The following is a 23,721-nucleotide window of genomic DNA, read 5'->3' on the forward strand; positions in this document are numbered from 1 at the left end:
TCGTTTCGGCGTGCGGCGCCGACAGCGCCCCGTCAGGGGCGCGGGGAACTGCGCGGTCCGCCCCTACCGGGCCGCACTCGCCCCACGGCGCTGGCGGTGCCCCGTTCGGGCGTGGGGAGGTGTGCGGCGGTTTCGGCGTGCGGCGCCGACAGCGCCCCCGTCAGGGGCGCGGGGAACTGCGCGATCCGCCCCCACCGGGCCGCACTCGCCGTGCGGCCTGTCCGGGCACCCCATGAGGCGCCCGGACGGCCCTCAGCCGGAAGCCACCTCGGTGGACGGCGGCCGAGTCCCGCTCGGCGCGTTCCGGACGGCGTCCGTGCACTCGTACCGCCGCAGCTCCTCCGTCCCGGGCCCGCCCAGGATCACCGACCCGTCCCCCTCGGCCGCCGCCGAGTCGGACAGCGTGCACACGATCTGGGCGAGCGCGTACGACGTCAGCTGCGGCGGTGACGTGCTCAGCCGCAGCGTGTCGTCGGGGTCCCCGGCCCGGGGTCCCCAGACGCTCATCCCGCCCCGCACGTACGTCGTGTAACCGGCCTCCTTCTCGGCGGCCGACGGCGTCTCGGCGAGCTGGTCGAGCAGCCCCTGGGCGACCGTCACCCGCCGCTTGGCGTCCGCCGAACCGTCGGGGACCCGCACCTCCCGGTCGACCGTCACCAGCGAGGAACCGCACAGCAGGAACACCTGCACCGGCACCCCGTGCTCGTCCTGCGACGACAGGTCCGGCTGGTTCAACGAGCACGGCACCCGCGAGGGCGCCCCGCCGAAGTCGGTCGGCACCTCGGTGGCCCGGATCCCGCACCCGGAGAGCGCGAGCGCCAGTCCGGCGACGGCCAGGATTCTTCGTACGTGCATCAGGCGCTCTTCTCCCCGGCGTCCCCGGCGTCCCCGGCATCCCCCGCGTCCCCGGCGTCCTTGCTCTCCTCCGTCAGCCGCGAGGCGTCCCGGGGCAGCCGGAAGGTGAACACCGCACCGCCCTCGGGGGAGTTCGCGGCCGTGATGGAGCCGCCGTGGATACGGGCGTTCTCCGTCGCGATGGACAGGCCCAGACCGCTGCCCTCCGAACGCGGCCGGGAGGCACTGGCCTTGTAGAACCGGTCGAACACGTGCGGGAGCACGTCCTCCGGGATGCCCGGCCCGTGGTCCCGTACGGCGACCACCAGATCCTCGCCCTCGATCCGCACCGACACCCGCACCGGTGAACCGCCGTGCTTGAGCGCGTTGCCGATCAGGTTGGCGAGGATGACGTCGAGGCGGCGCGGGTCGAGGCGGGCGTGGATGCCGCGCTCGGCGTCCAGGTCCACCGCGTCCAGCCAGGCGCGGGCGTCGATGCAGGCGGTGATCTGGTCGGCGATGTCGACGTCGTCGAGGACGAGACGGGCCGTACCGGCGTCGAAGCGGGTGACCTCCATCAGGTTCTCGACGAGGTCGTTGAGGCGGCGCGTCTCGCTGACGACCAGGCGGACGGCGGGTTCGATCATCGGGTCCACCGAACCGGACTCCGCCTCCAGCTCCTCCTCCAGGATCTCCGTCACGGCGGTGATCGCGGTGAGCGGGGTGCGCAGTTCGTGGCTCATGTCGGCGACGAACCGCCGTGACGCGTCGTCGCGCGCGGCCATGTCGTCGACCCGCTTCTCCAGCGCCTCGGCCGCGTCGTTGAACGTCCGTGACAGATCCGCGAGTTCGTCCGTGCCCGACACCCGCAGCCGGGTGTCCAGCTTGCCCTCGCCGAGCCGCCGTGCGGCCACGCCCAGCCGGTGCACCGGCTTCAGCACGGTGGTGGCGGCGGCCTGCGCCAGCAGCGCCGAACCGATGAGGGCGAGCCCGGTGGCGATCCCCAGCGACCAGGCCAGCGAGTTGAGGTCCTTCGCCTCCGGCTCCAGGGACTTCATCATGTAGCCGGTCGGGCCGCCGCCGATCAACCGCGTCCCGGCGACGAGATACGGCGTGCCGTGGTCCACGACCCGCTGCCAGTACAGGTGGTACGCCGACTTGTTGCTGTCGGTCACCTTCTGCCGCTTGTCGACGGCCTTGCGCAGCGAGGTCGGCACGTCGTCCAGCGCGAACGCGCTGAGCCCGTCCGAACTGCCGTACACCGTCCGGCCGTCGGTGTCGTCACCGACCAGCAGCACGCTGAACCGCTGGCTGCTGTTGGCCATCTGCCCGGCCGTGCGCTGGAGTTCGTCCTGCGTCGGGTGGACCGGCAGCGCGCCGGCCCGGTTCTGCATCTCCTGCTGGAAGTCGCGCAGCACCGCGTCCTGGGTACGGGTGAGCACGGCCTCGCGGTTGAGCCAGTACGCGATGCCGGACGCGGACACCGCGGCGGTCAGCGCGACGAGCCCGAAGACGACGACGAGCCGCAGCCGCAGACTGGTGAAACGCAGCCGGGACATGGCTCCCCTGCGGTCCGCGGCCCAGCCGCGGAAACCCCCCTGCACGTCCGTCACTGAGGGGCGTCCAGGCGGTAGCCGACACCACGCACGGTACGGATCAGGGTCGGCGACGAGGGCACGTCCTCCACCTTGGCGCGCAGCCGCTGCACACACGCGTCCACGAGCCGCGAGTCACCGAGGTAGTCGTGCTCCCAGACCAGCCGCAGCAGCTGCTGACGGGACAGCGCCTGCCCCGGCCGCCGGCTCAGTTCGAGGAGCAGCCGCAGCTCGGTCGGCGTCAGCTGGAGATCCTCGCCGTTCTTCGTCACGGTCATCGCGCTGCGGTCGATGACGACGTTGCCGAAGGTCGCCGAGTCGGTCGACTCCCGCTCCCCGCGGCGCAGTACGGCCCGGATCCGGGCGTCCAGCACCCGCCCCTGGACGGGTTTGACCACATAGTCGTCGGCGCCGGACTCCAGCCCGACCACCACGTCGATGTCGTCACTGCGCGCGGTCAGCAGAATGATCGGCAACTGGTCCGTGCGCCGGATCCGCCGGCACACCTCGAAACCGTCGATGCCGGGCAGCATGACATCGAGGACGATCAGATCGGGCCGCTGCTCACGCAACAGCTTCAGACCGTCCTCACCGGTCGCAGCGGTGGCCACCCGGTGTCCCTGGCGCGTCAGTGAGAGCTCCAGGGCCGTACGGATGGCGTCGTCGTCCTCGATCAGCAACAGGGAAGGCACGGGCTCATTCTGGCCCATGCAGGGCCTGTCGTACGACCTGTGCGGCACGCGGCCTCCCGTAAACCTCGGTAGCGCCACCACCTGTGCACCTCCTGTGGACGCTCTGTGCCGGACCCCTGTGACAGGTCTGTGACAGTCGGCGGATACGGCCGTGAAGGTGGCCCGGCAGTCTTTTCGGCACGGGCAGGCGAGCGGCGGGAACGAGCGAGCGGCCCGAGCAAGCCGAACTACCGGAAGTCCACGACGGGGGGCGCGAGATGAACACGCTGATCGGTCACAGCACCAGCGCAGTGATCACGCGTCTGCACGACGTGAACCGGGGTTCCGAGAAGTCCGGTGTCGTGAGCGGGCGGGGGTGCGCTCGCGGCACCGGACGCCAGCACACCGCCTATATGACGGTGGTCGACGGCCGCACGGGGGACGCGCACGGGGGAACCGCGCACCGGGAGGACACCGGCGAGCACCGCTCGCTGACCGAGGCGGAGTTCACCGCCTACGTCCAGGAGCGCCGCGCCTCCCTGTACGCGACCGCCTACCACCTGACCGGTGACCGCTACGAGGCCGAGGACCTGCTGCAGAGCGCGCTGTTCTCCACCTACAGGGCGTGGGACCGGATCAGCGACAAGGCGGCCGTGGGCGGTTACCTGCGGCGGACCATGACCAACCTGCACATCAGCGCCTGGCGGCGCCGCAAGCTCAACGAGTACCCGACCGAGGAACTGCCGGAGACGCCCGGCGACACGGACGCGATGAGCGGCACCGAGCTGCGCGCGGTCCTGTGGCAGGCGCTGTCCCGGCTCCCCGAACTCCAGCGCACCATGCTGGTCCTGCGCTACTACGAGGGCCGCACGGACCCGGAGATCGCGGAGATCCTCGACATCAGTGTCGGCACGGTGAAGTCCAGCATCTGGCGGTCGCTCCGCCGGCTGCGCGAGGACGAGGTCCTCAGCTTCGGCCGTGACGAGGAGAACGCCTTCGGGGAGCTTGTCGCCTGAAGGTAAGGGGATCCGGGGGGATCCTGACGGGGGGAAACCGGGGGAAACGGGGGACCTGGGGGAGGGTCCGGGGGGACTCACGGGGAACACGGGGGAAAACGGGTCCGGGGGGACCCGGGGGGAAGCACGGGGGAGCTCCGCCACGGGGGACACGGGGGTGTTCGGCGGAGCGACGGGGGAAGCGGGACTGGAGGGCCGGGGGGTCCATCCAGTCCCGCTTTTTCTGTCCGCCCCGCTTTTTCTGTCCGCCACCGCGGCCGGGTGGCCGGTGCGGTCAGGCGGCCGGTGTCCGGTCGTGGGCCGGCCGGCCCACCGCGGCCGCCGCCATCCGGCCCAGTGCCTCGTCCCGGTCGCACGGATGCGCGCCGAGCGACACCTGGCGGGCCACGATCGTGCGCTCCGCCCGCATCAGTCGCCAGCCGCGCCGCAGCAGGAACGGCACCGACTTGCGGCCCTCCTGGAGATCGCGCAGGAAACGGCGGCGGAACGTCTTCACCGGGCCCCGGCTCAGACAGAGCGCGTCGGCCAGGAGCCCCAGTTCGCGGCAGCGGTCCACGATCTCGGCGGCGAAGATGCCCTCGGCGATGAACAGCGGGGTGCGGCCGATGTCCAGCGTCTCGGCGCCGGTACGGGCGCTCAGCGCTATGTCGTACACCGGTACGGGCGCCGAACCCGTCGCGCACAGCCGTGCGATGGCCTCGACCGCGACCGCCGCGTCCCAGGACTCCGGGTGGTCCCAGTCGATGTCCGAACTCCCCGCCACCAAGGGCAGCGTCGGGTCGTCGCCCTCCTTGTAGAAGTCGTCGAGGCGCAGGACGGGCAGCCCGGAACGGGCGGCGACGAGTGACTTGCCCGAGCCCGAGGGGCCGCACAGCAGCACTACACGGGCGGGGGACGGGGGATGAATGCTCACGGAACACCAGTTTGACGTATGGAGGGCCTCCTGCCGACCCCGCGGGTCGGCTTTGGAGCGTGAGTCACACCTCAACTACCCTGTGTCCCGACACGATTACCCTGCGCACCAGAAGGTGGCACCAGCGATGTCCCGACACGCGTCCTCCCCGACCCCGTCCGCTCGGCGCGCCCTGGCCGCCCTCGCCACGGCAGGTGTGGCGCTCGGGGCGGGCGCCGCGACGGCCGCCGCGGACACCCAGCCCGTGCTGGACGTGGTGCGCACCCGGCCCACCTCGCTCGGCCAGATCGACCCGCAGGCGGGCATGCAGGCGCTGGGCGGCGTACTGCCGTACGTCACGGGACCGGTGGCGGGACTCAAGCCCAACCCCCTTGCCGGGACCGGTGTCGACCCGCTGGACAACGGGGTGGGCACCCAGCTGGCCGACTTCAAGCCGCTGACGTCGAAGATGCTGACGGGGCCGCTGGCACAGGCGCCGTCGATCGGGGCGCTTCCGGTGGTGGGACAGCTTCTGGGCTCGGTGCACTGAGCGCCCCGTAGGGGCACGGGGAACTGCGCGACCAGCCACGGACGGCCCGCAGTTCCCCAGCCGGAGGGATGAATCAGTACGAAGAACCGGAAGCGCCCAGCGCCCCCGTCGGGTGCCAGACCGTCTTCGTCTCCAGGAACGCCGTCATACGGTCCGTCCCCGGCGCCGCCGTCCAGTCGTCCACAGGCTGTGGACGCAGGACGCGCTTCAGGTTGTCGGCCGCAGCGATCTCCAGCTCCTTGGCCAGCACCTCGTCGGCGCCCGCGAGGTCGATCGCGTTGACGTCCTGGTGGGCGGCGAGCGGCGCCGCGATCTCCGCCGTACGGCCGGAGAGCACGTTGACGACTCCGCCGGGGACGTCCGAGGTGGCGAGCACCTCGGCGAGGGAGAGGGCCGGGAGCGGGGACTTCTCGCTCGTGACCACCGCCGCCGTGTTGCCCGTGGCGATCACGGGGGCCAGGACGCTCACCAGACCCAGGAAGGACGACTCCTGCGGGGCCAGGACGGCGACGACGCCCGTCGGCTCGGGGGAGGAGAGGTTGAAGAAGGGGCCCGCGACCGGGTTGCCGCCGCCCACCACCTGGGCGATCTTGTCGGTCCAGCCCGCGTACCAGACCCAGCGGTCGACGGTCGCGTCCACGACCGCGGCGGCCTTGGACCTGCCGAGGCCCTCGGCCTCCGCGACCTCGCGCACGAACTGGTCCCGGCGGCCCTCCAGCATCTCCGCCACGCGGTAGAGGACCTGCCCGCGGTTGTAGGCCGTGGCCCCGGACCAGCCGCCGAACGCCTTGCGCGCGGCCACGACCGCGTCCCGGGCGTCCTTGCGGCTCGACTGCGGCGCGTTGGCGAGCCAGTTGCCCTTCGAGTCCGTCACCTCGTACACCCGGCCGCTCTCGGAACGCGGGAACTTCCCGCCGACGTACAGCTTGTAGGTCTTGAAGACGCTCAGACGGTCAGTGCTGCGATCAGACATCGAGGTACGCCTCCAGGCCGTGGCGACCGCCCTCGCGGCCGAAGCCCGACTCCTTGTACCCGCCGAACGGCGAGGTCGGGTCGAACTTGTTGAACGTGTTGGACCAGACGACGCCGGCGCGCAGCTTGTTCGCGACGGCCAGGATCCTCGACCCCTTCTCGGTCCAGATGCCGGCGGAGAGGCCGTACTGGGTGTTGTTGGCCTTCGCCACCGCCTCGTCCGGGGTGCGGAAGGTCAGGACCGACAGCACGGGGCCGAAGATCTCGTCGCGGGCGATGGTGTGCGCCTGGGTGACGTTCGTGAAGAGAGTCGGGGCGAACCAGTAGCCGGCGGAGGGGAGTTCACAGGCCGGGGACCAGCGCTCGGCGCCCTCCGCCGCACCCCGGTCGGCGAGCGTGGTGATGCGGGCCAGCTGCTCGGCGGAGTTGATCGCGCCGATGTCGGTGTTCTTGTCCAGCGGGTCGCCGAGGCGGAGCGTGGACAGCCGGCGCTTCAGGGAGTCCAGCAACTCGTCGTGGATCGACTCCTGGACGAGGAGGCGGGAGCCCGCGCAGCACACCTGGCCCTGGTTGAAGAAGATGCCGGTGACGATCCCCTCCACGGCCTGGTCGATCGGGGCGTCGTCGAAGACGATGTTGGCGCCCTTGCCGCCCAGTTCCAGGGTGAGCTTCTTGCGGGTGCCCGCGACCGTGCGCGCGATCTCCTTGCCGACGGCGGTGGAACCGGTGAAGGCGACCTTGTTCACGTCGGGGTGGGCGACGAGCGCGGCGCCCGCGTCGCCGTAGCCGGGGAGGATGTTGACGACGCCCTTGGGGAGACCCGCCTGGCGGCAGATGTCCGCGAAGAAGAGGGCGGACAGCGGGGTCGTCTCTGCGGGCTTGAGGACCACCGTGTTGCCGGTGGCGAGCGCCGGGGCGATCTTCCAGGCCAGCATCAGGAGCGGGAAGTTCCAGGGGATGACCTGGCCGGCCACGCCGAGCGGCCGCGGGTTCGCGCCGTAGCCGGCGTGGTCGAGCTTGTCGGCCCAGCCCGCGTAGTAGAAGAAGTGCGCGGCGACCAGGGGGAGGTCGGCGTCGCGGGTCTCCTTGATCGGCTTGCCGTTGTCCAGGGTCTCCAGGACGGCCAGCTCACGGCTGCGCTCCTGGATGATCCGGGCGATCCGGAACAGGTACTTGGCGCGCTCGGAGCCCGGCAGCGCGGACCACTTCTCGAAGGCCTTGCGGGCGGCCCGCACGGCCCGGTCGACGTCCTCGGCACCGGCTCGGGCGACCTCGGAGAGGACCTCCTCGGTGCTCGGGCTGACGGTCTTGAAGACCTTGCCGTCGGCGGCGTCGGTGAACTCGCCGTCGATGAAGAGGCCGTAGGAGGGGGCGATGTCGACGACGGAGCGGGACTCGGGCGCCGGCGCGTACTCGAATGCGGTGGTCATCTTTTCCTTGGCCATGGTGATCAGTCCACCGTCACGTAGTCGGGGCCGGAGTAGCGGCCGGTGGCCAGCTTCTGACGCTGCATCAGCAGGTCGTTCAGGAGCGAGGAGGCGCCGAACCGGAACCAGTGGTTGTCCAGCCAGTCCGTCCCCGCGGTCTCGTTCACCAGGACGAGGAACTTGATCGCGTCCTTGCTGGTCCGGATGCCGCCGGCCGGCTTCACGCCGACCTGGACACCGGTCTGCGCACGGAAGTCGCGCACGGCCTCCAGCATCAGGAGGGTGTTCGCCGGGGTGGCGTTCACCGCCACCTTGCCGGTCGACGTCTTGATGAAGTCGGCGCCCGCGAGCATGCCCAGCCAGGACGCCCGGCGGATGTTGTCGTACGTGGACAGCTCGCCGGTCTCGAAGATGACCTTGAGACGGGCGGCGCCCGAGGCCTCCTTCACGGCGGTGATCTCGTCGTACACCTTCAGGTAGTTCCCCGCGAGGAACGCGCCGCGGTCGATGACCATGTCGATCTCGTCGGCGCCGGCGCTCACGGCGTCGCGTACGTCGGCCAGCTTGACGTCGAGCGCGGCGCGGCCGGCCGGGAAGGCGGTGGCGACCGAGGCGACCTTGACGGACGAGCCGGCGACGGCCTCCTTCGCGGTGGCCACCATGTCGGGGTAGACGCAGACGGCGGCCGTGGCGGGGGTCGTACGGTCCGTCGGGTCCGGGTGGACCGCCTTGGCGCCGAGCGCCCGGACCTTGCCCGGGGTGTCCGCGCCTTCCAGCGTCGTCAGGTCGACCATCGAGATGGCGAGGTCGATGGCGTACGCCTTCGCGGTGGTCTTGATGGAACGGGTGCCGAGCGAGGCGGCACGCGCCTCCAGGCCGACCGCGTCGACGCCGGGCAGCCCGTGGAGGAAGCGGCGCAGCGTGCTGTCGGACGCGGTGACGTCAGCAAGTGCGTGGGGTGCGGTGGTGGGCATGGTCACCAGCCGAGCATATCTACGCGCGTAGCGGCTGTACACCCCGAGGGAGTGCTTCTTCTGGCGGGCGGTGGCGCCGCGCCCCTGAACGGAGCGTGGGCAAGCGGGCGGCTCGGCCCTGTACGGAGCGTGGGCAAGCGCGCGGCCCGGCCCTGTACGGCTTGCGCTCGCGCACGCCGGTCGGCCCCCACGGCGCCGGGGCGCACGGCTGAGGCAGAATCGGCGCATGACCACGCCCCTCGTCAAGGACCGAATCTACCGCTCGCCCCAGGCGCTGATCGGCGGCGTACTGCTCCTCGCCATCGTCGGCTGGCTCGGCATCGACGCGCTGTTCCGGGGGCACGGCCGTACCCCCTGGCTGGCCCTCGCCGCGCTCATCCTGATCGTGCCGCTGGCCGTCGCGTTCACCCTGCGCCCCGCGGTGTTCGCGGGCGAGGACCGGCTGCGGGTGCGGAACCCGTTCCGGGTGATCACGCTGCCGTGGGGGGAGATCGCCTCCCTGCGGTCGGGTTACTCGAACGAGGTGATCGTCAAGTCCGGCGCGAAGTACCAGCTGTGGGCGATCCCGGTGTCCCTGCGGAGCCGCAAGAAGGCGGCCCGTCGGCAGGCGAAGGCGCAGGCGGACGCGCGGGGCGGGCGGCCGGGGGGTGCCGGGCGCGGGCTCGGTGGGTTCGGTGGGTTCGGTGGGCAGATCGCGCCCGACCACGCGGCGGCCGGGCCGGTGCGCGCGGAGACGGACAAGGTCATGGACGACCTGCGGGAGATGCTGGAGAGCCGGGGGCCGGCGGAGTCGGCACAGGGCGAGATCACGGTGCGATGGGCGTACGAGGTGGCTGCGCCGGCGGTGGCGGGGGCGGTGTTGCTGGCGATTTTGCTGGTGGTGGGGTAGGGCCGTTGGGAGGGGGCGCGGGTGGTTGTGCGGGTGCGGGTGGGTGGGTTGTTTGCGCAGTTCCCCGCGCCCCTGGGGGGTTGCTGGGGCCGTGCGCTGGAGAGTTCTGGGTGTGCGTGAGGGGGGTGTCGGGGCTGTGCGCTGGAGGGTTTTGGGCGTGTGGGGGGGGGCGTCTGTCGCTGTCAGTCGTCGGTTTTGATCTTCTTCATGGTGAGGTGGGACTCGACGCGCAGGATGCCGGGGAGGCCGGTGAGTCTGCCGGTGAGGAAGGTGTTGTACGCGGCGTCGTCGGCGACGGCGACGCGGAGGAAGTAGTCGGGGCGGCCGTACATCCGGCGGAATTCGATGACCTCGTCGTAGGAGGCGAGGGTCTTCTCCAGGTTCTCGATGGTTTTGAGGTCGTTCGCGGAGACCTCGATGTCGATCATGACTTCCAGGCCCCGGCCGACGGCCTTCGGGTCGATGACGGCGCGGTAGCCGGCGATGACCCCGGCGTCCTCCAGCCGCTTCAGCCGGCGCAGGCACGGCGGCGGGGTGAGACCGACCCGCTTGGCCAGCTCGACGTTGGTCAGACGGCCGTCCTGGCGCAGGTGGAACAGAATTTCCCGATCGATGGCGTCCAGGTGCATTTCATTGCCCATGGCATCAGCTTATGGGAATTATTGGAAACCATATGTAGCGACAAACCTCCTAAAATTTCAGCATGCATACGGTTCTGGTCGCGCCGCCCTCGGCCTCCCCCCGGTCGGAGGCTCTCGCCGCCCTCAAGGACTCCGCCTCCGTGGGGCTCGGTCTGCTCCCGCTGGGCCTGGCCTTCGGGGTGGTCATCACCCACGCCGGTCTGCCCTGGTGGTGCGCGAGCCTGTTCACCGCCGTCATCTACGCCGGCTCGTTCGAGTTCCTGCTGGTCGGCCTGGCCGTCGCGGTCACCCCGCTGGCGACGGTCGCGCTCACCGCGTTCCTGGTCAACGTCCGGCACGTGTTCTACGCGCTGTCCTTCCCGCTCGACCGCGTCCGGGGACCGCTCGGCAAGGCGTACGCCACGTTCGCGCTGACCGACGAGGCGTACGCCCTGACCGCGGGTGGCCGGGCCCGGTCCTGGTCCGGTGCCCGCATCCTGTGGCTGCAACTGTTCATGCAGTCGTACTGGGTCGGCGGCGCCACCGCCGGTGCCCTGCTCGGCTCGGCGGTGCCCGACAGCGTCGCCGGGCTGGACTTCGCGATGACCGCCCTGTTCGCCGTACTCGCCCTGGACGCCGTCCGGGAGCGCCGCGGCGACCTGCCCACCCCGGCGCTCGCGCTGCTGAGCGCCCTGGTCGCGCGGCTGGTCCTGCCCGGCCAGCTGCTGCTGGCCGCGTTCACGCTGTTCACCGCCGCGCTGCTGATCCGCAGCCGCAAGGAGAGGTCCCGTGCCTGACACCCGTTACCTGCTGTCGGCCGTCGCCGTCTCGGCCGCCGTCACCTGGGCGCTGCGCGCCCTGCCCTTCACCGTGCTGGCCTCGCTGCGGGCCAGCGGGACCGTGCGCTATCTCGGCGCCCGGATGCCCGCCGGTGTGATGGTCATCCTGTTCGTGTACTGCCTGCGCGACCTGCCGCTGGCCGAGCCCCGCGTCACCGCGCCGCTGGCCGCGCTGGCCGTCACCGTCGGGCTGCACCTGTGGCGCCGCAACGCCCTGCTGAGCATCATCGCCGGCACCGTCGTCAGCGTGGCGCTGGCCAGCACCCTCTTCGCCGGCTGAGCTCCGGAGCAGTGGTCCACTGCGCGCCGGGGAAAACGGACCGGCAAGTCCAGAAAGCGGGAGGTACTGCCGTCCGAGTGGACGGGGTGGGGTGTGCGGCGCCCGGTTCGGGGACACGTCCGGTGATTCGGCAACCGGTGAACGCCGAGCCGGGGCAGGACCCGTCCGCATATCCTCCGGACATGGTTGAGCCACGCTCGGTCGACGTCGGCGGCATCCGGCTGGCTTATCGGACGTCGGGTCCTGCGGATGCCCCGCCGCTGGTCCTGCTGCACGCGCTGGGCGAGGACGCCACCGACTGGGAGGCGGTTCTGCCCGCCCTGGCCCGGAGCCGAAGGGTGTACGCCCTCGATCTTCGCGGTCACGGCCGGAGCGACTGGCCGGGGGACTACTCACTCGAACTCATGCGGGCCGATGTGCTCCGGTTCCTGGACGTACTGGGACTCGGACCGGTTGACCTGATCGGGCACTCCATGGGCGGGGTCGTGGCCTACCTGCTCGCGGCGGACCATCCGCAGCGGGTGAGCCGGCTCGTCCTGGAGGACGTGCCGGTCCCCCGTCCCCGGGAGCCGGGTGTCCCGGCCCGGCCGGACGGCGTCCTGACCTTCGACTGGGAGGTGGTGGCGGCCGTCAGGCGGCAGATCGACCGGCCCGATCCCAGGTGGCTGGAGCGGCTGGGCCGGATCACCGCCGAGACCCTCGTACTCGCCGGCGGCCCACGGAGCCATGTCCCCCAGGACGGCGTCGCCGAACTCGCCCGTCGCGTCCCCGGCGGCCGGGTGGTCACCGTCCCGGTCGGACACCTGATCCACCGCACGGCACCGGAGGCGTTCACCGAGGCGGTCTCCGCGTTCCTGGAGGAGGGCTCCGTCCTGCTCGCCGAGCACGAGCACGACGGCGTGGTTCTCGACCCGGACGAGCTGACCGCCCGCTGGGCGGACGCCTGGCGGCCGGAGCAGGTCGCGGAGCGGTTGGGCAGGGTCGGGGTGCCCTGGTGCGTCGTGGCGGGGTGGGCGCTGGACCTGTTCCGCGGCGGGCAGTCGCGGCCGCACGGTGATCTGGAGATCGCCGTGCCCGTGGCGGGGTTCACGGAGGTTCGCGACTGCTTCCCCGAGTACGTGTTCGACGCGGTGGGCTCGGGGCGTGTCTGGCCAGGAGCCGGGGACGAGGTGCTCGCGGCGACGCGCCAGACGTGGGTGCGGGATCCGGCGAGCGGTCGGTTCCTCTTCGACGTCTTTCGCGAGCCCCACGAGGGCGGGACCTGGATCTGCCGCCTGGACGAGAGCCTGCGGCTGCCGTACGACACGATCATCGACAGAACCGCGGGCGGCATCCCCTACCTGGTGCCGGAACTGGTGCTGCTGTTCAAGGCGAAGGGGACACGGCCCAAGGACCACGCCGACTTCGACGGGATCCTGCCGCTGCTGAGCCGGGCCCGGCGGGACGCTCTCGGCGGGTGGCTGGCGCGCCTGGATCCCGTGCATCCGTGGCTGGCGCGACTGGCTGGGCAGTGACCTCGTGGGATCCACGGCGTCCAGGGCCTGAAGGAGCCGCCGGGGCCGGAGCCGTGCGCGAAAGGTGGGGAGCGGTCGGGTTCCTGGAGTCGTGTCCGCGTACCGGGGCCCGGGACGGTCGTCCGTGCCTCGCCGCCCCTCCGGTGAGCCGCGCTGGATCGCGGGGCCGGAAAGCTGCTCTGGTCCGAAGCGGGCGCGTGACGCGGCAAGTTGCACCGGCGTCCCAATTGGCAACGTTGTCCCGGTCCGGGTGGGAGCGCTTTCCCTGTGTCTTGCCTACGGGTTACCTAGGGGATACCTCTACGTGAAGCGTGGCCGCGGCAGGCAGTTTTGTCCGGGCGGTGTCACCCACGTCTCAGTAGATTGCTGCTGCCGCCCCAGACTGCCGTACCTGCGGATTTTACTTACCTATTGGGCGGCGGGGGTGGGGACATGGAGCGGTCCGAGAGGGCGGCAAGACCTGCCGCCGGGGCAGCGGGCATGAGATGCCAGGTGGACATCGACGGGCAGGGCAGGTTCGGCTGGCGTCTGGTGGCGCCGAACGGGAGATCGGTCGCGGTGTCGCTCACCTCGCACGACAGCCATGCCCGGTGTCGCGCCGCGTTCCACCGCATGTGCGCGTTGCACTCCCGTACCGGGGGCGGGGTGCAGCACGGCTCCGACGGCGGCGGCTGGGTGTGGGTGGTCTGGGACGAGTCCGGCCGTCATCTGGCGGGCTCGGCGCGGACGTACGAGAGGCATGCCACCTGCCGTGCGTCCTACGACCGGTTCCGCGCGACGATCGCCGAACTGGTATATGCCGGGCCGGAGTTATGGGGCGAGTGAGGATGGACTGAGCCCCGGGCCGGCCTGGGCGGCGGCGGCCCGCGCCGGGGGTGAGGCGTGCCTGTGCGGCGGGGGCCGATGTTGCCCTTAGGGAACGCGTAGTTCACACCTCAGGATGTGCATGTCAACCGATGACACGGAGTGTCGGGACCGTGCCCTCGCTGAGAAGAACCAGACAGCCGCAGCCCGTGATCGCGGGCGTCGGCTCCGCCGAAACCGACGTCGGTGACGCCGACGTGCGGAGACGGCTGTACGCCGACCCCGGTCTGCCCGACCGGGTGTTCCGCGCGGTGCTGCGCTCCGGCGGCGGTCTCGTGCTGGCCGTGATGCTGCTCGTCGGCGGCTTCCTGCTCTACCGCGCCTGGCTGGCGCTGGATCGGGCAGGCTGGTCGTTCCTGACCACCGCCGCATGGGAGCCCGGCAGTGGGAAGTTCGGCATCGCGGCCGTCATCGTCGGGACGATACTCATCGCGACCGTCGCGGTGCTCGTGGCCGTGCCGCTCGCCACCGGCGCCGCGCTGTACATCTCCGAGTACGCCTCGCCCCGGCTGCGCCGGACGCTGATCAGCGTCGTCGACCTGATGGCCGCCGTGCCGTCCGTGGTGTACGGCCTGTGGGGCGTCTTCTTCCTCCAGGACAAGGTGCTGCCGGTCGCCCGCTGGATCTCCACCTACCTCGGCTGGATCCCCGTCCTCGACGTCCAGGGCGCCGACCCCGGCGACCCGCTCGCGCCCGAGAGCATCTACACCTCCTCGACGTTCATCGCGGGACTCGTCGTCGGCATGATGATCGCGCCCATCATCTGCTCGATCATGCGCGAGGTCTTCTCGCAGGCCCCCGCCGGTGAGCGCGAGGGCGCCTACGCGCTCGGCGCCACCCGCTGGGGCGTGATCCGCAGCGTGGTGCTGCCCTTCGGGCGCGGCGGGATGATCGGCGGCACGATGCTGGGGCTCGGCCGCGCCCTGGGCGAGACGATCGCCGTCTTCATGATCATCTCGGTGACCTTCCAGGTCCAGTGGCACATCCTGCAGTCCGGCACCAGCTCGGTCTCCTCACTGATCGCCCTGCGCTACGGCGAGGCCGGCGAGTTCAGCATGTCCGCGCTGATGGCGGCCGGATTCTCGCTGTTCGTGATGACGCTGATCGTCAACTTCGCCGCCTCGTCCATCGTCGCCCGCTCCCGCTCGGGCGCGACGAGCGACGCCTGACGAGCCCTTCGTTCCCGGTGTCGCCGCCCCCTCCACGGCGCCCGCAAGCCCGCCACGCCACACAGGTACGCCACACAGGTACGCCACACAGGAATGAGCGACCATGACCGTTGCCCCCGAAGCGCCCGGCGCGCGTCAGGCGACCGGACGACCGGGCACCACGCTGCCGGCCCGCGGCGCCGACCCGGCCGGTGAGCGCCGCCGCGCCCTGACGCGGCTGCACGCCACCGACGTGTACGCCATGGTCGGCGCCGCCACCGCCGCGCTCTCGATGACGTGGCTGCTCTTCCGCCGGCTGCTGCCCTTCAACGGCGCCGTCGGCTTCGTCGTCATCGCGTACGGCCTCTTCCTGCTGGTGTACGCCCTGCTGGTCTCCTTCGACGAGGACGGGCCCGCGATCGTCGACCGGATCGCGGCGGCGGTCGTACGGTCGATGGGTCTGCTGCTCGTGGTGATCCTCGCGTTCGTCGTGGTCTACGCGCTCGTCCAGGGCCGCAAGGCACTGGTCCACCTGAACTTCTTCACCCAGAGCATGGAGCTGGCCGGCCCGCTGCAGCCGCTCGGCGTGGGCGGCGCCCTGCACGCGGCGGCCGGCACCCTGATCATGATCACCATCGCGCTGCTGATCACCGTGCCGGCCGGCCTGGTCTGCGCGGTGTTCCTGAACGAGGTGCCCGGCGCCTACGCCCGGTTCGTGCGCACCATCGTCGAGGCGATGACCGCCTTGCCGTCGGTCGTCGCCGGTCTGTTCATCTACGCCACCGTGATCCTGGGCCTGGGCCTGGACCAGTCCGGTCTCGCCGCCGGTCTCGCCCTCTCGGTGATGATGCTGCCGATCATCATCAGGGCCGCCGACGTCGTCATCCGGCTGGTGCCCGGCACCCTGCGCGAGGCCAGTTACGCGATGGGCACGAGCCGTTGGCGGACCGTCTGGCACGTGGTCCTGCCGACCTGTCGCTCGGGTCTCACGACCGCCGTCATCCTCGGCACCGCGCGGGGCATCGGCGAGACCTCCCCGGTCCTGCTGACCGCGGGCTTCACCAACGAGCTGAACCTCAACCCCCTCCACGACCCGATGGTCTCGCTGCCGCTGGTCACCTTCGAGTTCGTCAAGTCGCCGGAGCCGAACATGATCTCGCACGGTTTCGGCACGGCGGCCCTGCTCATGGCGCTGGTGCTGCTGCTGTTCGTCGCCGCCCGCATCCTCGGCGGCCGCGGCCCCGGCCACCTCACGCGCCGTCAGGAACACCGGCGCGTCCTCGCGTCCCGGCGCGACGCGCGTCGATTCGCCGAGCGCCGCCGGACGGCCGACCTCGTCACCATCCCTGCCGAATCCGAATCCGAATCCGAATCCGAATCCGAATCGGGGAGTTCGTCGTGAAACCCGCCACTCGTTTCCGTCTGGCGGCCACCGTGCTGTCACTGCTGTGCGCGCTGCTCGCCGTCCAGCCGCCCGCCGCGGCGGCCTCCTACGCCAAGATCACCGGCTCCGGTTCGACCTGGAGCTCCAACGCCGTCCAGCAGTGGGTCCGCAACGTCAAGGCCAACTACGGCATGACGGTCAACTTCACGGCCAACGGCTCCTCCCAGGGCCGCGAGCAGTTCAAGAACAACACCGTCGACTTCGCGGTCTCCGAGATCCCCTACGGCCTCAAGGAACAGGGCGTCACCGACACGCCGCCGAGCCGCGGTTACGCCTACATGCCGATCGTGGCCGGCGGTACGGCGTTCATGTACAACCTCAAGATCAACGGAAGGTCGGTGACCAACCTACGGCTCTCCGGGGACGTCGTCACCAAGATCTTCACCGGGAGGATCACCCGCTGGAACGACCCCGCGATCGCCGCCGACAACCCGGGCCTGAACATGCCCGCTCGCGCGATCGTCCCGGTCGTCCGCTCCGACGGCTCCGGCACCAGCGCCCAGTTCACCCTGTGGATGTCGAAGCAGTACGGCGCCCTGTGGGCCGACTACTGCTCCCGCACCGGCCGCGGCAGCGGCAACTGCGGCATGACCTCCAACTACCCACTGCTCAGCGGCTCCACGATGATCGCCAAGTCCGGCTCGCTCGGCGTCTCCGGCCATGTCCGCCAGCCCTCCGGCGAGGGCGCCATCACCTACGTCGAGTACTCCTATGCCAAGAACACCGGCTTCCCGGTGGCCAAGGTGCTCAACAAGGACGGCTACTACGTCGAGCCGACCGCCGCGAGCGTCGCGGTGGCGCTGACCAAGGCCGCGATCAACGAGAACGCGTCGTCGGTCAACTACCTCACCCAGATCCTCGACGGCGTCTACACCAACGCCGACGCCCGCACCTACCCGCTGTCCAGCTACAGCTACATGATCCTGCCGACGAAGGTGGAGTCGGGCTTCACCACGGCCAAGGGCAACTCGCTGGGCACGTTCGGCCGTTACTTCCTCTGCGACGGCCAGCAACAGGCGGACGACCTCGGCTACTCGCCGCTGCCCAAGAACCTCGTCCAGGCGGGCTTCGACCAGCTCCGCAAGGTCCCCGGCGCACCCACCAGTTCCATCGACATCAACACCTGCCGCAACCCCACCTTCTCCGGCGGGGTCAACACCCTGATCAAGAACGCCCCGTACCCCAAGTCCTGTGACAAGAAGGGGCCGACGCAGTGCACCACCGGCACGGCGGGTGCCGCGGGCACCGACACCCCGGTGAAGCCGGGCGCGACGGGCGGCAGCTCCTCGGGCGGCTCCGGGTCCTCGTCCGGCGGTTCGTCGTCCGGCGGTTCCTCCGCCACGGGCGGCAGCGGCACGGGCGGCACGGACACGAACGGTGACGGGAAGCCCGACGCGAGCGCCGGTGCCGCCGCAGGCGGTACCTCGGGGGGCACCGTCGACCCCGACACCGGCGAGGTGGTCAGCGGTGACGGGGCGGGCACCGGAGACACGAACGTGGCCGCCAACCCCGTCGCCCTCGCCTCCGACAACGGTCTCGGGATGCGCGGCGCCCTGATGGCCCTGTCGGCCGTCCTGCTCGTCGCGGTGGTCGTCGGGCCACCGCTCACCGCGCGGCTCCTCGCGGGACGCCCGCGTCGTCGTAAGGGGGAGCTGTGACGGGACGGTCGATGAGGGTGCGGATGTCACCCGGCCGGCGCCGGGTCACCGCCGGGGTGGGGTGCCTGCTGTCCGCCCTGGTGCTGGCGGTGCTGCCGTTGCCCCGGGGCGCGGATCAGGCGCGGGCGGCCACGGCCGGGAGCTCGGCGGTGACCAGGAGCGGGGCGAAGGGGGTGTACGGGGACGACTTCTCGCATCTCGAGGTCACGGTGCATCAGACGAAGGACCTGACCGGGCAGGGCGTGCGGGTGACATGGACGGGCGGGGTGCCGTCCGGCAACGACGAGACGAACTTCCTGTCGATCATGCAGTGCTGGGGGGACGCGGACTCCGGACCGGACCGTACGCAGTGCGAGTTCGGGCTGGCGGCGGGCGGGCAGAAGGGGGACGGCCGGGCCGTGTACCGGGGTGACACCTCGGGCCATGACCCGCTGGAAGCCGACTCCTCGACCCCGGTCGACAAGAACGGCACCCACTATGTGCCGTTCCGGCCGGTCGAGGGGCAGGGGGACGCCACCGCGGGCCCCACCGACACCACGTACTTCACCGATGGGGACACCAACGCCGACCCGTTCATGCCGAACGACGGGGACGGCGGTGGCGACATCTCGTTCGAGCTGAAGTCCGCCGTGGAACAACCCGCTCTGGGCTGCGGCGCCCGCACCACGTCGGCCGGCGAGATCCAGCCGTGCTGGCTGGTGGTCGTGCCCCGCGGTACCCACGACCCCAACGGGCAGGCACACACCGGGGGCGCCCAGGTCACCTCCTCGATCAGCCGGTCCAACTGGGACCAGCGCATCGTGTTCCGGCTCGGCTTCGCGCCGGTCACGGACAACTGCGACGCGGACAAGCCCGAGCGCGGGATCATGGGGTCCGAGCTGGCCACCGACGCGATCACGTCCTGGCAGAGCGCCCTGTGCAGGACCGGAACCTACCGGTTCAACTTCACCCAGTCCGGTGAGCAGCAGGCCCGGTCCGCCGTGACCTCGGGTGACGCGCTGGCGGGGCTGGCCATGACGGTGGATCCCGTCGAACCGGTCGCCGGGGCGGCCCAGGTGGTGCACGCGCCCGTGGCGGTGACGGGGCTGACGATCGGCTTCGTCTGGATGTACGACGCGACGGACGGCACCCGACCGCTGACGAAGCTCAGGCTCAACCAGAGACTGCTGGCCAAGGCGCTCACGCAGTCCTACCCCTTCAGCGTCGTCAAGCCGGCCGACAAGGTGCCCGACTACCTCTCCGGCAACCCGGACTCCCTCGTCAAGGACCCTGAATTCCTGCGGCTCAATCCGGATCTCGCGGGACAGGCGGCCGGCAATGCCCCCTTGGGTCTGGCCGTGAGCCTGGCAAACACGGACTCCGCCAACATCGTGTGGAAATACATTCTGGCGAACACCGACGCGCGGGAGTTCATCGAGGGGAAGGCGGATCCCTGGGGAATGAAGGTCAACCCCGCGTACGAGGACGGGGTCGTCTCGGATTCCCTGGATTTCTTCCCCAAGGCGGACATCGCGCCCAGGACGCCGGACTGCGGGGGCGGCAGCACCGTCACCACCACGTACACCGGGCTGGACGTGGTTCCCTATGTCAACGACATGCACGACGGGGCGCTGAAGGTGCGCCGTGGTGACATCGGCACCGCGTATGACTGCGTCGTCGTCGACAACATGGCGAAACTGGCACCGCTGGGCCGTCCGATTCCGACCAGGCAGCGCCAGTTCGGTGTCGTGGACAACGCGTCCGCGGTGCGTTACCAACTGGGCGCCGCCGCCTTGGCGAACGCCGACGGCGACTACGTCACGCCGACCGAGGGGTCCCTGCTCAAGGCCGTCGCCGAGATGCCCGACTCGGACGTGGCCGGTGTCAAGGCGCCCGCCCCGGCGAAGATGAAGGACGGTGCCTATCCGCTGACCGCCGTGGTCTACGCGGCCTCCTCGCTCGACCAGGCCGAGGCCGCCCGCCAGGACTACGCCAAGGTGATGCGCTACGCGGCCGGCGCGGGGCAGACCCAGGGCACCGCGAAGGGTGAACTGCCCTACGGCTACGCCCCCTTGCCCGCCGCGATGCGTACGCAGGCCAGGCAGGCCGCCGACCGGCTGGAGAAGGGCGCGTCGGCCGGCGACGGGTCCCCCGGCGGCACGTCCTCGGGCGGCGACGACCTGAGCGGCACCGGCAGCGGCGGCGCGGCGGGCGGCGGCGTGTCGGGCGGCACCGGCGCGACCGGCGGCGGCTCCGCCGGGACGTCGGGCGCCGCGGCCGGTGGTACCGGCGCGTCGGACACCCCCAAGCCGTCCGCCGCCCCGAGCGGGACCGACCCGGCCGGGCAGAACGTGGCCCAGTCCGGCGGCCACACCCCGTCGGAGGTGCTCGGGCTGATCCGCTGGGTGCTGCTCGGGGTCCTCGTCGCCGGCGGAGCCGCCGCGCTCGCGGGGCCGGTGATGCTGCGGTTCTCGGTGCGCGGGGCGGCCTCGACGCATGTCCATGGCGGAGAAATCGAGTAATCGCCGGATTCCCGTTGTCGGGGTGTATTCGGGCCCCGGGAATTCGCGCACCGCCGGGTGGGTTCCCTTGGATTCACCTAGGTAAGAGATTCGTAACCTGATGACCGGCCGGAATTAGTGGCCGGGGGTGCGGCTCTGCGGAATTGTTCTGCGTGGCCGGTCGACGGGTCGGTGGCGAAAACGGAATCCGGATTTCTTGCACGTCCATTGCTTGATCCGTTTCAACGGAGGAGAAATCAAGTGAACGTCAAGTCCCGCGTGCGTATCGGTGCCGCTGTCGGTACGGCCGCCCTGGGCCTCGGTGCCCTGGCCGCCCCCGCCGCCCACGCCGACCCGAGCTCGGCCACCGACTACCGTCAGCTGGCCGGTGTCGGCTCCGACACGACCCAGGACGTGATGAACGCTCTGGGCAACGCGATCACGAACAGCAACGGCAAGGTCATCGCCTCCTGGAACGCCACGGGTGCCGGCCCGATCACGACCAAGGCCACCGGCAGCTGCACGATCACCCGCCCCGACGGCTCCGGCGCCGGCATCACCGCGCTGAACACCGCCCTGGACGGCTCCACCGGCTGTGTGGACTTCGCCCGTTCCTCGCGTGGCCCGAACAACACCACCACCACGGACCTGACCTTCATCCCGTACGCCAAGGACGCGGTGTCCTGGGTGAAGCAGGACGGCAGCGCCCTGCCGGACGACCTGACCACGGCCCAGCTCAAGGCCATCTACGAGTGCACCCTGACCTCGCTCAACGGTGTCACGATCACGCCGATCCTGCCGCAGTCGGCCTCCGGTACCCGCGCCTTCTTCCTCAGCTCCATCGGCGTGACGACCCCCGGCTCCTGCGTCACCTCGGACTCCACCGTCCAGGAGAACGACGGCTCGATCGTCGACAGCGCGGGCGACGTCTTCCCGTACTCCGTGGCCCAGTACACCGCCCAGGAGACCTCCGTGGTGGACGACCGCCGCGGTGACGCCGTGCTCGGCTCGGTGAACGGCCAGGTCCCGCGCAACGAGGACGACCTCTCGCTGAACCTCTCCTTCCCCTACCTGCGCAACGTCTACAACGTGGTCCCGACCGCCAAGCTGTCGGACTCGCTGATCGCGAGCACCTTCGTGGGCACCGGCTCGAAGGTCTGCACGAACACCGGCACCATCACCGACTACGGCTTCGGCACCCTCGGCAGCGACTGCGGCAGCACGACCCTCAAGGGCGAGAGCTGATCACCGTCCCATAGCCGTGCAACGGCCGGGCACCCCACGGGTGTCCGGCCCTGTCGGCGTATTCATCCACGACCGAGACCCCGCGGGGGGACCACCCTATGAACATCCGTCTCGCACCACTCAGATCACCGGTGGCGCTGCTGACCGGCGTCGCCCTGCTGTGCGCCGCCCTGGCCGGGGTCCTCGCCTTCTCCGGCCGGGCCCATGCCGCCACCCAGCTCGGCAAGTTCACGATCACGCCCACCACGGGCAGCATCTCGACCTACCCCATGATCACATCGGTGACGACGACCGCCGGCTGCCCGGACGACACCGCGGGCAAGGCGGCCGTCCTCAAGGTGTTCAACCCCACGAGCGACACCACGCAGGCCACCCTCGGCCAGGGCGCCACCAAGATCGTGGCCGGCTCGGGCCCCTTCACCATGGACATCACGACCCTGGCCGCCGCGAAGAGCCTGGAGACGCGGCTGCGCACCTGGATCCCCGACGGATCCCTGGACGGCACCTACACCCTGGGTCTGGGCTGCGGCGGCGGTACCGACGTGCCGGTCTTCCTCGCCAAGGTCCGGGTCACCGGCGACACCTGGTCCCTGCTCGAACAGCAGCCCACCACGCTCGCCCTGACCGCGGACACGGGCGTCGCCGTGGGCGGCGACCTCAAGCTGACGGCCACGGTGACCCCCGCCGCGGCCGGCTCCGTGGAGTTCAGGCACGGCGACACCTCGCTCGGCACGGCGCAGGTCACGAACGGCTCGGCCCAACTCACCGTCAAGGCACCGGCGATCGCCGGCAACACGACCTACGACGCCGTCTTCACCCCGGCCGACGCCGACGCCTACGCCGCGTCCGAGGCCACCGCGCCCACGGCCATCGCCTACGTCGTCTCCGCCAAGGACGCCGACGGGAACGTCCTCGCCGACAAGCCCACCCTGCATCTGGGCCAGACCGTGAAGGTGACGGCCGACGGCTTCGCGGCGGGGGCCACGGCGCAGGTCAGCGTCTCCGGGTCCAACACGACCTTCGCCGACGTGAGCGCGGACACCGACGGCACCGTCGCGGACTACTCGTTCACCGTGCCCGACGCGTTGAGCAACGACGCGCACAGCCTCTTCTTCACGGTCTCCGGCTCGCGCGCGGAGTTCGCCTTCGTCAGCACCGACGAGGACACCTCCAGCCCCAGCCCGTCCGACAACCCCGACCTCACCGTCACCGACGAGGACGGCAACACCCTCGACGCCGACCCGAACCTCGAACCCGGCCAGAAGGTCAGGATCACCGCCCGTGGCTACACCGCGGGCGCCGCGGTCAAGGTCGCCCTCGCCGGCAGCGACGCGAAGTTCGACGACGCCGAGGCGGACTCCGACGGCACCGTGCAGAAGTACGCGTTCACGGTCCCGAAGGACCTCGCGGACGGCGACCACACGCTGACGCTGGCCGAGGACAGGACCGACGGGCACAGCGTGGACTTCGCGTTCACGACCGGCTCCGACGACCCCAGCCAGTCCCCCGAGCCCAGCGCCTCCGCCTCGGACAGCGGCGGCACGGACACGGGCGGCACCGGCAGCGGCGGCTCGGACGACGGCGGTACCACCGGCGGCGGCACCGGCGGGTCCGGCACCGGCGGCTCCATGGCCGCCACCGGCGCCCGGATCGGCGCCCTCGGCCTGGCCTCGCTCGCCTTCCTGTCCGCAGGCGGCGCGCTCGTGCTCCACATGCGCCGCAAGGGCCTGCTGACCTTCGGCGGCGACACCCCGCAGCACCACTGACCGGCCGGGCGGCCGGTCCGGCCGCCCGGACCGATCGGCCGAC

General features: G+C 71.1%; 21 protein-coding genes and 1 pseudogene. 14 read left to right on the forward strand and 8 right to left on the reverse strand.

Annotated features, from left to right (window positions below; genetic code table 11):
* Positions 1-252: 252 nt before the first annotated feature.
* From IEZ11_RS28950 to afsQ1, 3 genes are read right to left on the reverse strand one after another with little or no spacing between them, the layout of a single operon-like run.
* The gene (locus IEZ11_RS28950; RefSeq protein ID WP_189265851.1) at positions 253-855 is read right to left on the reverse strand and encodes a hypothetical protein; all 603 of its coding nucleotides are present in this window, start codon (positions 853-855) and stop codon (positions 253-255) included.
* Positions 855-2,447 (reverse strand): ATP-binding protein, encoded by a 1,593-nt coding sequence (locus IEZ11_RS28955; RefSeq protein WP_373294988.1) that lies wholly within the window; start codon positions 2,445-2,447, stop codon positions 855-857. Before IEZ11_RS28955 ends, IEZ11_RS28950 begins: the two co-directional genes overlap by 1 nt.
* Positions 2,444-3,121 carry a two-component system response regulator AfsQ1 gene (gene afsQ1 / locus IEZ11_RS28960; protein WP_177232965.1) on the reverse strand — a complete coding sequence of 226 codons (678 nt, stop codon included), beginning with the start codon at positions 3,119-3,121 and terminating at the stop codon, positions 2,444-2,446. Before afsQ1 ends, IEZ11_RS28955 begins: the two co-directional genes overlap by 4 nt.
* Before the next feature lie 257 nt (positions 3,122-3,378).
* Here afsQ1 and IEZ11_RS28965 point away from each other — a divergent pair, with 257 nt between their 5' ends.
* Positions 3,379-4,116, forward strand: coding sequence for a SigE family RNA polymerase sigma factor (locus IEZ11_RS28965; RefSeq protein ID WP_189265852.1), 738 nt, complete (start codon positions 3,379-3,381; stop codon positions 4,114-4,116).
* A 274-nt stretch (positions 4,117-4,390) separates the two neighbouring features.
* On the opposite strand, the gene IEZ11_RS28970 is transcribed toward IEZ11_RS28965, so the two are convergent.
* Positions 4,391-5,029: a uridine kinase family protein gene (locus IEZ11_RS28970; protein ID WP_229713417.1), complete on the reverse strand. Its 639-nt coding sequence runs from the start codon at positions 5,027-5,029 to the stop codon at positions 4,391-4,393.
* A gap of 127 nt (positions 5,030-5,156) precedes the next feature.
* Between IEZ11_RS28970 and IEZ11_RS28975 the strand changes: the two genes are divergently transcribed.
* A complete protein-coding gene (locus IEZ11_RS28975; RefSeq protein ID WP_189265853.1) occupies positions 5,157-5,558 on the forward strand; it encodes a hypothetical protein in 402 nt (133 codons plus the stop codon).
* Positions 5,559-5,631: 73 nt separating this feature from the next.
* Here the strand turns inward: IEZ11_RS28975 and IEZ11_RS28980 are convergent, their stop codons facing one another.
* Genes IEZ11_RS28980 through deoC form a run of 3 tightly spaced genes read right to left on the reverse strand, consistent with a single transcriptional unit; the run spans position 5,632 to position 8,931 of the window.
* On the reverse strand, positions 5,632-6,531 hold the full coding sequence (locus IEZ11_RS28980) for an aldehyde dehydrogenase family protein (protein WP_189265854.1): 900 nt from the start codon (positions 6,529-6,531) through the stop codon (positions 5,632-5,634).
* On the reverse strand, positions 6,524-7,960 hold the full coding sequence (locus tag IEZ11_RS28985) for an aldehyde dehydrogenase family protein (protein WP_189265855.1): 1,437 nt from the start codon (positions 7,958-7,960) through the stop codon (positions 6,524-6,526). Before IEZ11_RS28985 ends, IEZ11_RS28980 begins: the two co-directional genes overlap by 8 nt.
* 20 nt (positions 7,961-7,980) lie before the next feature.
* Entirely contained in the window at positions 7,981-8,931 is a 951-nt protein-coding gene (gene deoC, locus IEZ11_RS28990; protein WP_189265890.1) for a deoxyribose-phosphate aldolase, read from the reverse strand.
* Positions 8,932-9,157: 226 nt separating this feature from the next.
* Here deoC and IEZ11_RS28995 point away from each other — a divergent pair, with 226 nt between their 5' ends.
* Positions 9,158-9,820, forward strand: coding sequence for a PH domain-containing protein (locus IEZ11_RS28995; protein WP_189265856.1), 663 nt, complete (start codon positions 9,158-9,160; stop codon positions 9,818-9,820).
* Positions 9,821-10,002: 182 nt separating this feature from the next.
* Here the strand turns inward: IEZ11_RS28995 and IEZ11_RS29000 are convergent, their stop codons facing one another.
* Positions 10,003-10,461 carry an Lrp/AsnC family transcriptional regulator gene (locus IEZ11_RS29000; protein ID WP_189265857.1) on the reverse strand — a complete coding sequence of 153 codons (459 nt, stop codon included), beginning with the start codon at positions 10,459-10,461 and terminating at the stop codon, positions 10,003-10,005.
* Between the two features lie 62 nt (positions 10,462-10,523).
* Between IEZ11_RS29000 and IEZ11_RS29005 the strand changes: the two genes are divergently transcribed.
* The 11 genes and pseudogenes from IEZ11_RS29005 to IEZ11_RS29055 all read left to right on the forward strand — a co-directional run bounded on the left by IEZ11_RS29005 (position 10,524) and on the right by IEZ11_RS29055 (position 23,678).
* A complete protein-coding gene (locus IEZ11_RS29005) occupies positions 10,524-11,237 on the forward strand; it encodes an AzlC family ABC transporter permease (RefSeq protein ID WP_189265858.1) in 714 nt (237 codons plus the stop codon).
* Complete coding sequence (locus IEZ11_RS29010; RefSeq protein WP_189265859.1) at positions 11,230-11,559, forward strand: branched-chain amino acid transporter permease; 330 nt, start codon at positions 11,230-11,232, stop codon at positions 11,557-11,559. Before IEZ11_RS29005 ends, IEZ11_RS29010 begins: the two co-directional genes overlap by 8 nt.
* 182 nt (positions 11,560-11,741) lie before the next feature.
* Positions 11,742-12,386 (forward strand): annotated as a pseudogene (locus IEZ11_RS51145) (alpha/beta fold hydrolase); the annotation flags it as partial.
* Between the two features lie 45 nt (positions 12,387-12,431).
* Entirely contained in the window at positions 12,432-13,073 is a 642-nt protein-coding gene (locus tag IEZ11_RS29020; RefSeq protein ID WP_189265891.1) for a nucleotidyltransferase domain-containing protein, read from the forward strand.
* Between the two features lie 492 nt (positions 13,074-13,565).
* Complete coding sequence (locus IEZ11_RS29025; RefSeq protein ID WP_189265860.1) at positions 13,566-13,898, forward strand: hypothetical protein; 333 nt, start codon at positions 13,566-13,568, stop codon at positions 13,896-13,898.
* A gap of 131 nt (positions 13,899-14,029) precedes the next feature.
* Complete coding sequence (gene pstC / locus IEZ11_RS29030; RefSeq protein WP_189265861.1) at positions 14,030-15,106, forward strand: phosphate ABC transporter permease subunit PstC; 1,077 nt, start codon at positions 14,030-14,032, stop codon at positions 15,104-15,106.
* 103 nt (positions 15,107-15,209) lie between these two features.
* Complete coding sequence (gene pstA / locus IEZ11_RS29035; RefSeq protein ID WP_189265862.1) at positions 15,210-16,487, forward strand: phosphate ABC transporter permease PstA; 1,278 nt, start codon at positions 15,210-15,212, stop codon at positions 16,485-16,487.
* Positions 16,484-18,187 carry a phosphate ABC transporter substrate-binding protein PstS gene (pstS, locus tag IEZ11_RS29040; RefSeq protein WP_189265863.1) on the forward strand — a complete coding sequence of 568 codons (1,704 nt, stop codon included), beginning with the start codon at positions 16,484-16,486 and terminating at the stop codon, positions 18,185-18,187. Before pstA ends, pstS begins: the two co-directional genes overlap by 4 nt.
* A 23-nt stretch (positions 18,188-18,210) precedes the next feature.
* Positions 18,211-20,688, forward strand: coding sequence for a hypothetical protein (locus IEZ11_RS29045; protein WP_189265864.1), 2,478 nt, complete (start codon positions 18,211-18,213; stop codon positions 20,686-20,688).
* 240 nt (positions 20,689-20,928) lie between these two features.
* On the forward strand, positions 20,929-21,912 hold the full coding sequence (locus tag IEZ11_RS29050) for a substrate-binding domain-containing protein (protein WP_189265865.1): 984 nt from the start codon (positions 20,929-20,931) through the stop codon (positions 21,910-21,912).
* A gap of 98 nt (positions 21,913-22,010) precedes the next feature.
* Positions 22,011-23,678, forward strand: coding sequence for an Ig-like domain repeat protein (locus IEZ11_RS29055; RefSeq protein WP_189265866.1), 1,668 nt, complete (start codon positions 22,011-22,013; stop codon positions 23,676-23,678).
* Positions 23,679-23,721: the final 43 nt, after the last annotated feature.

It is taken from the genome of Streptomyces fuscichromogenes (assembly GCF_014645815.1).
Lineage (GTDB): Bacteria > Actinomycetota > Actinomycetes > Streptomycetales > Streptomycetaceae > Streptomyces > Streptomyces fuscichromogenes.

Coding starts and splice junctions, on each gene's coding strand:
- IEZ11_RS28950 (WP_189265851.1), bottom strand. CDS start 855: ATGCACGTACGAAGAATCCTGGCCGTCGCCGGACTGGCGCTCGCGCTC.
- IEZ11_RS28965 (WP_189265852.1), top strand. CDS start 3,379: ATGAACACGCTGATCGGTCACAGCACCAGCGCAGTGATCACGCGTCTG.
- IEZ11_RS28975 (WP_189265853.1), top strand. CDS start 5,157: ATGTCCCGACACGCGTCCTCCCCGACCCCGTCCGCTCGGCGCGCCCTG.
- IEZ11_RS28980 (WP_189265854.1), bottom strand. CDS start 6,531: ATGTCTGATCGCAGCACTGACCGTCTGAGCGTCTTCAAGACCTACAAG.
- IEZ11_RS28985 (WP_189265855.1), bottom strand. CDS start 7,960: ATGACCACCGCATTCGAGTACGCGCCGGCGCCCGAGTCCCGCTCCGTC.
- deoC (WP_189265890.1), bottom strand. CDS start 8,931: ATGCCCACCACCGCACCCCACGCACTTGCTGACGTCACCGCGTCCGAC.
- IEZ11_RS28995 (WP_189265856.1), top strand. CDS start 9,158: ATGACCACGCCCCTCGTCAAGGACCGAATCTACCGCTCGCCCCAGGCG.
- IEZ11_RS29000 (WP_189265857.1), bottom strand. CDS start 10,461: ATGGGCAATGAAATGCACCTGGACGCCATCGATCGGGAAATTCTGTTC.
- IEZ11_RS29005 (WP_189265858.1), top strand. CDS start 10,524: ATGCATACGGTTCTGGTCGCGCCGCCCTCGGCCTCCCCCCGGTCGGAG.
- pstC (WP_189265861.1), top strand. CDS start 14,030: ATGACACGGAGTGTCGGGACCGTGCCCTCGCTGAGAAGAACCAGACAG.
- pstA (WP_189265862.1), top strand. CDS start 15,210: ATGACCGTTGCCCCCGAAGCGCCCGGCGCGCGTCAGGCGACCGGACGA.
- IEZ11_RS29045 (WP_189265864.1), top strand. CDS start 18,211: ATGTCACCCGGCCGGCGCCGGGTCACCGCCGGGGTGGGGTGCCTGCTG.
- IEZ11_RS29055 (WP_189265866.1), top strand. CDS start 22,011: ATGAACATCCGTCTCGCACCACTCAGATCACCGGTGGCGCTGCTGACC.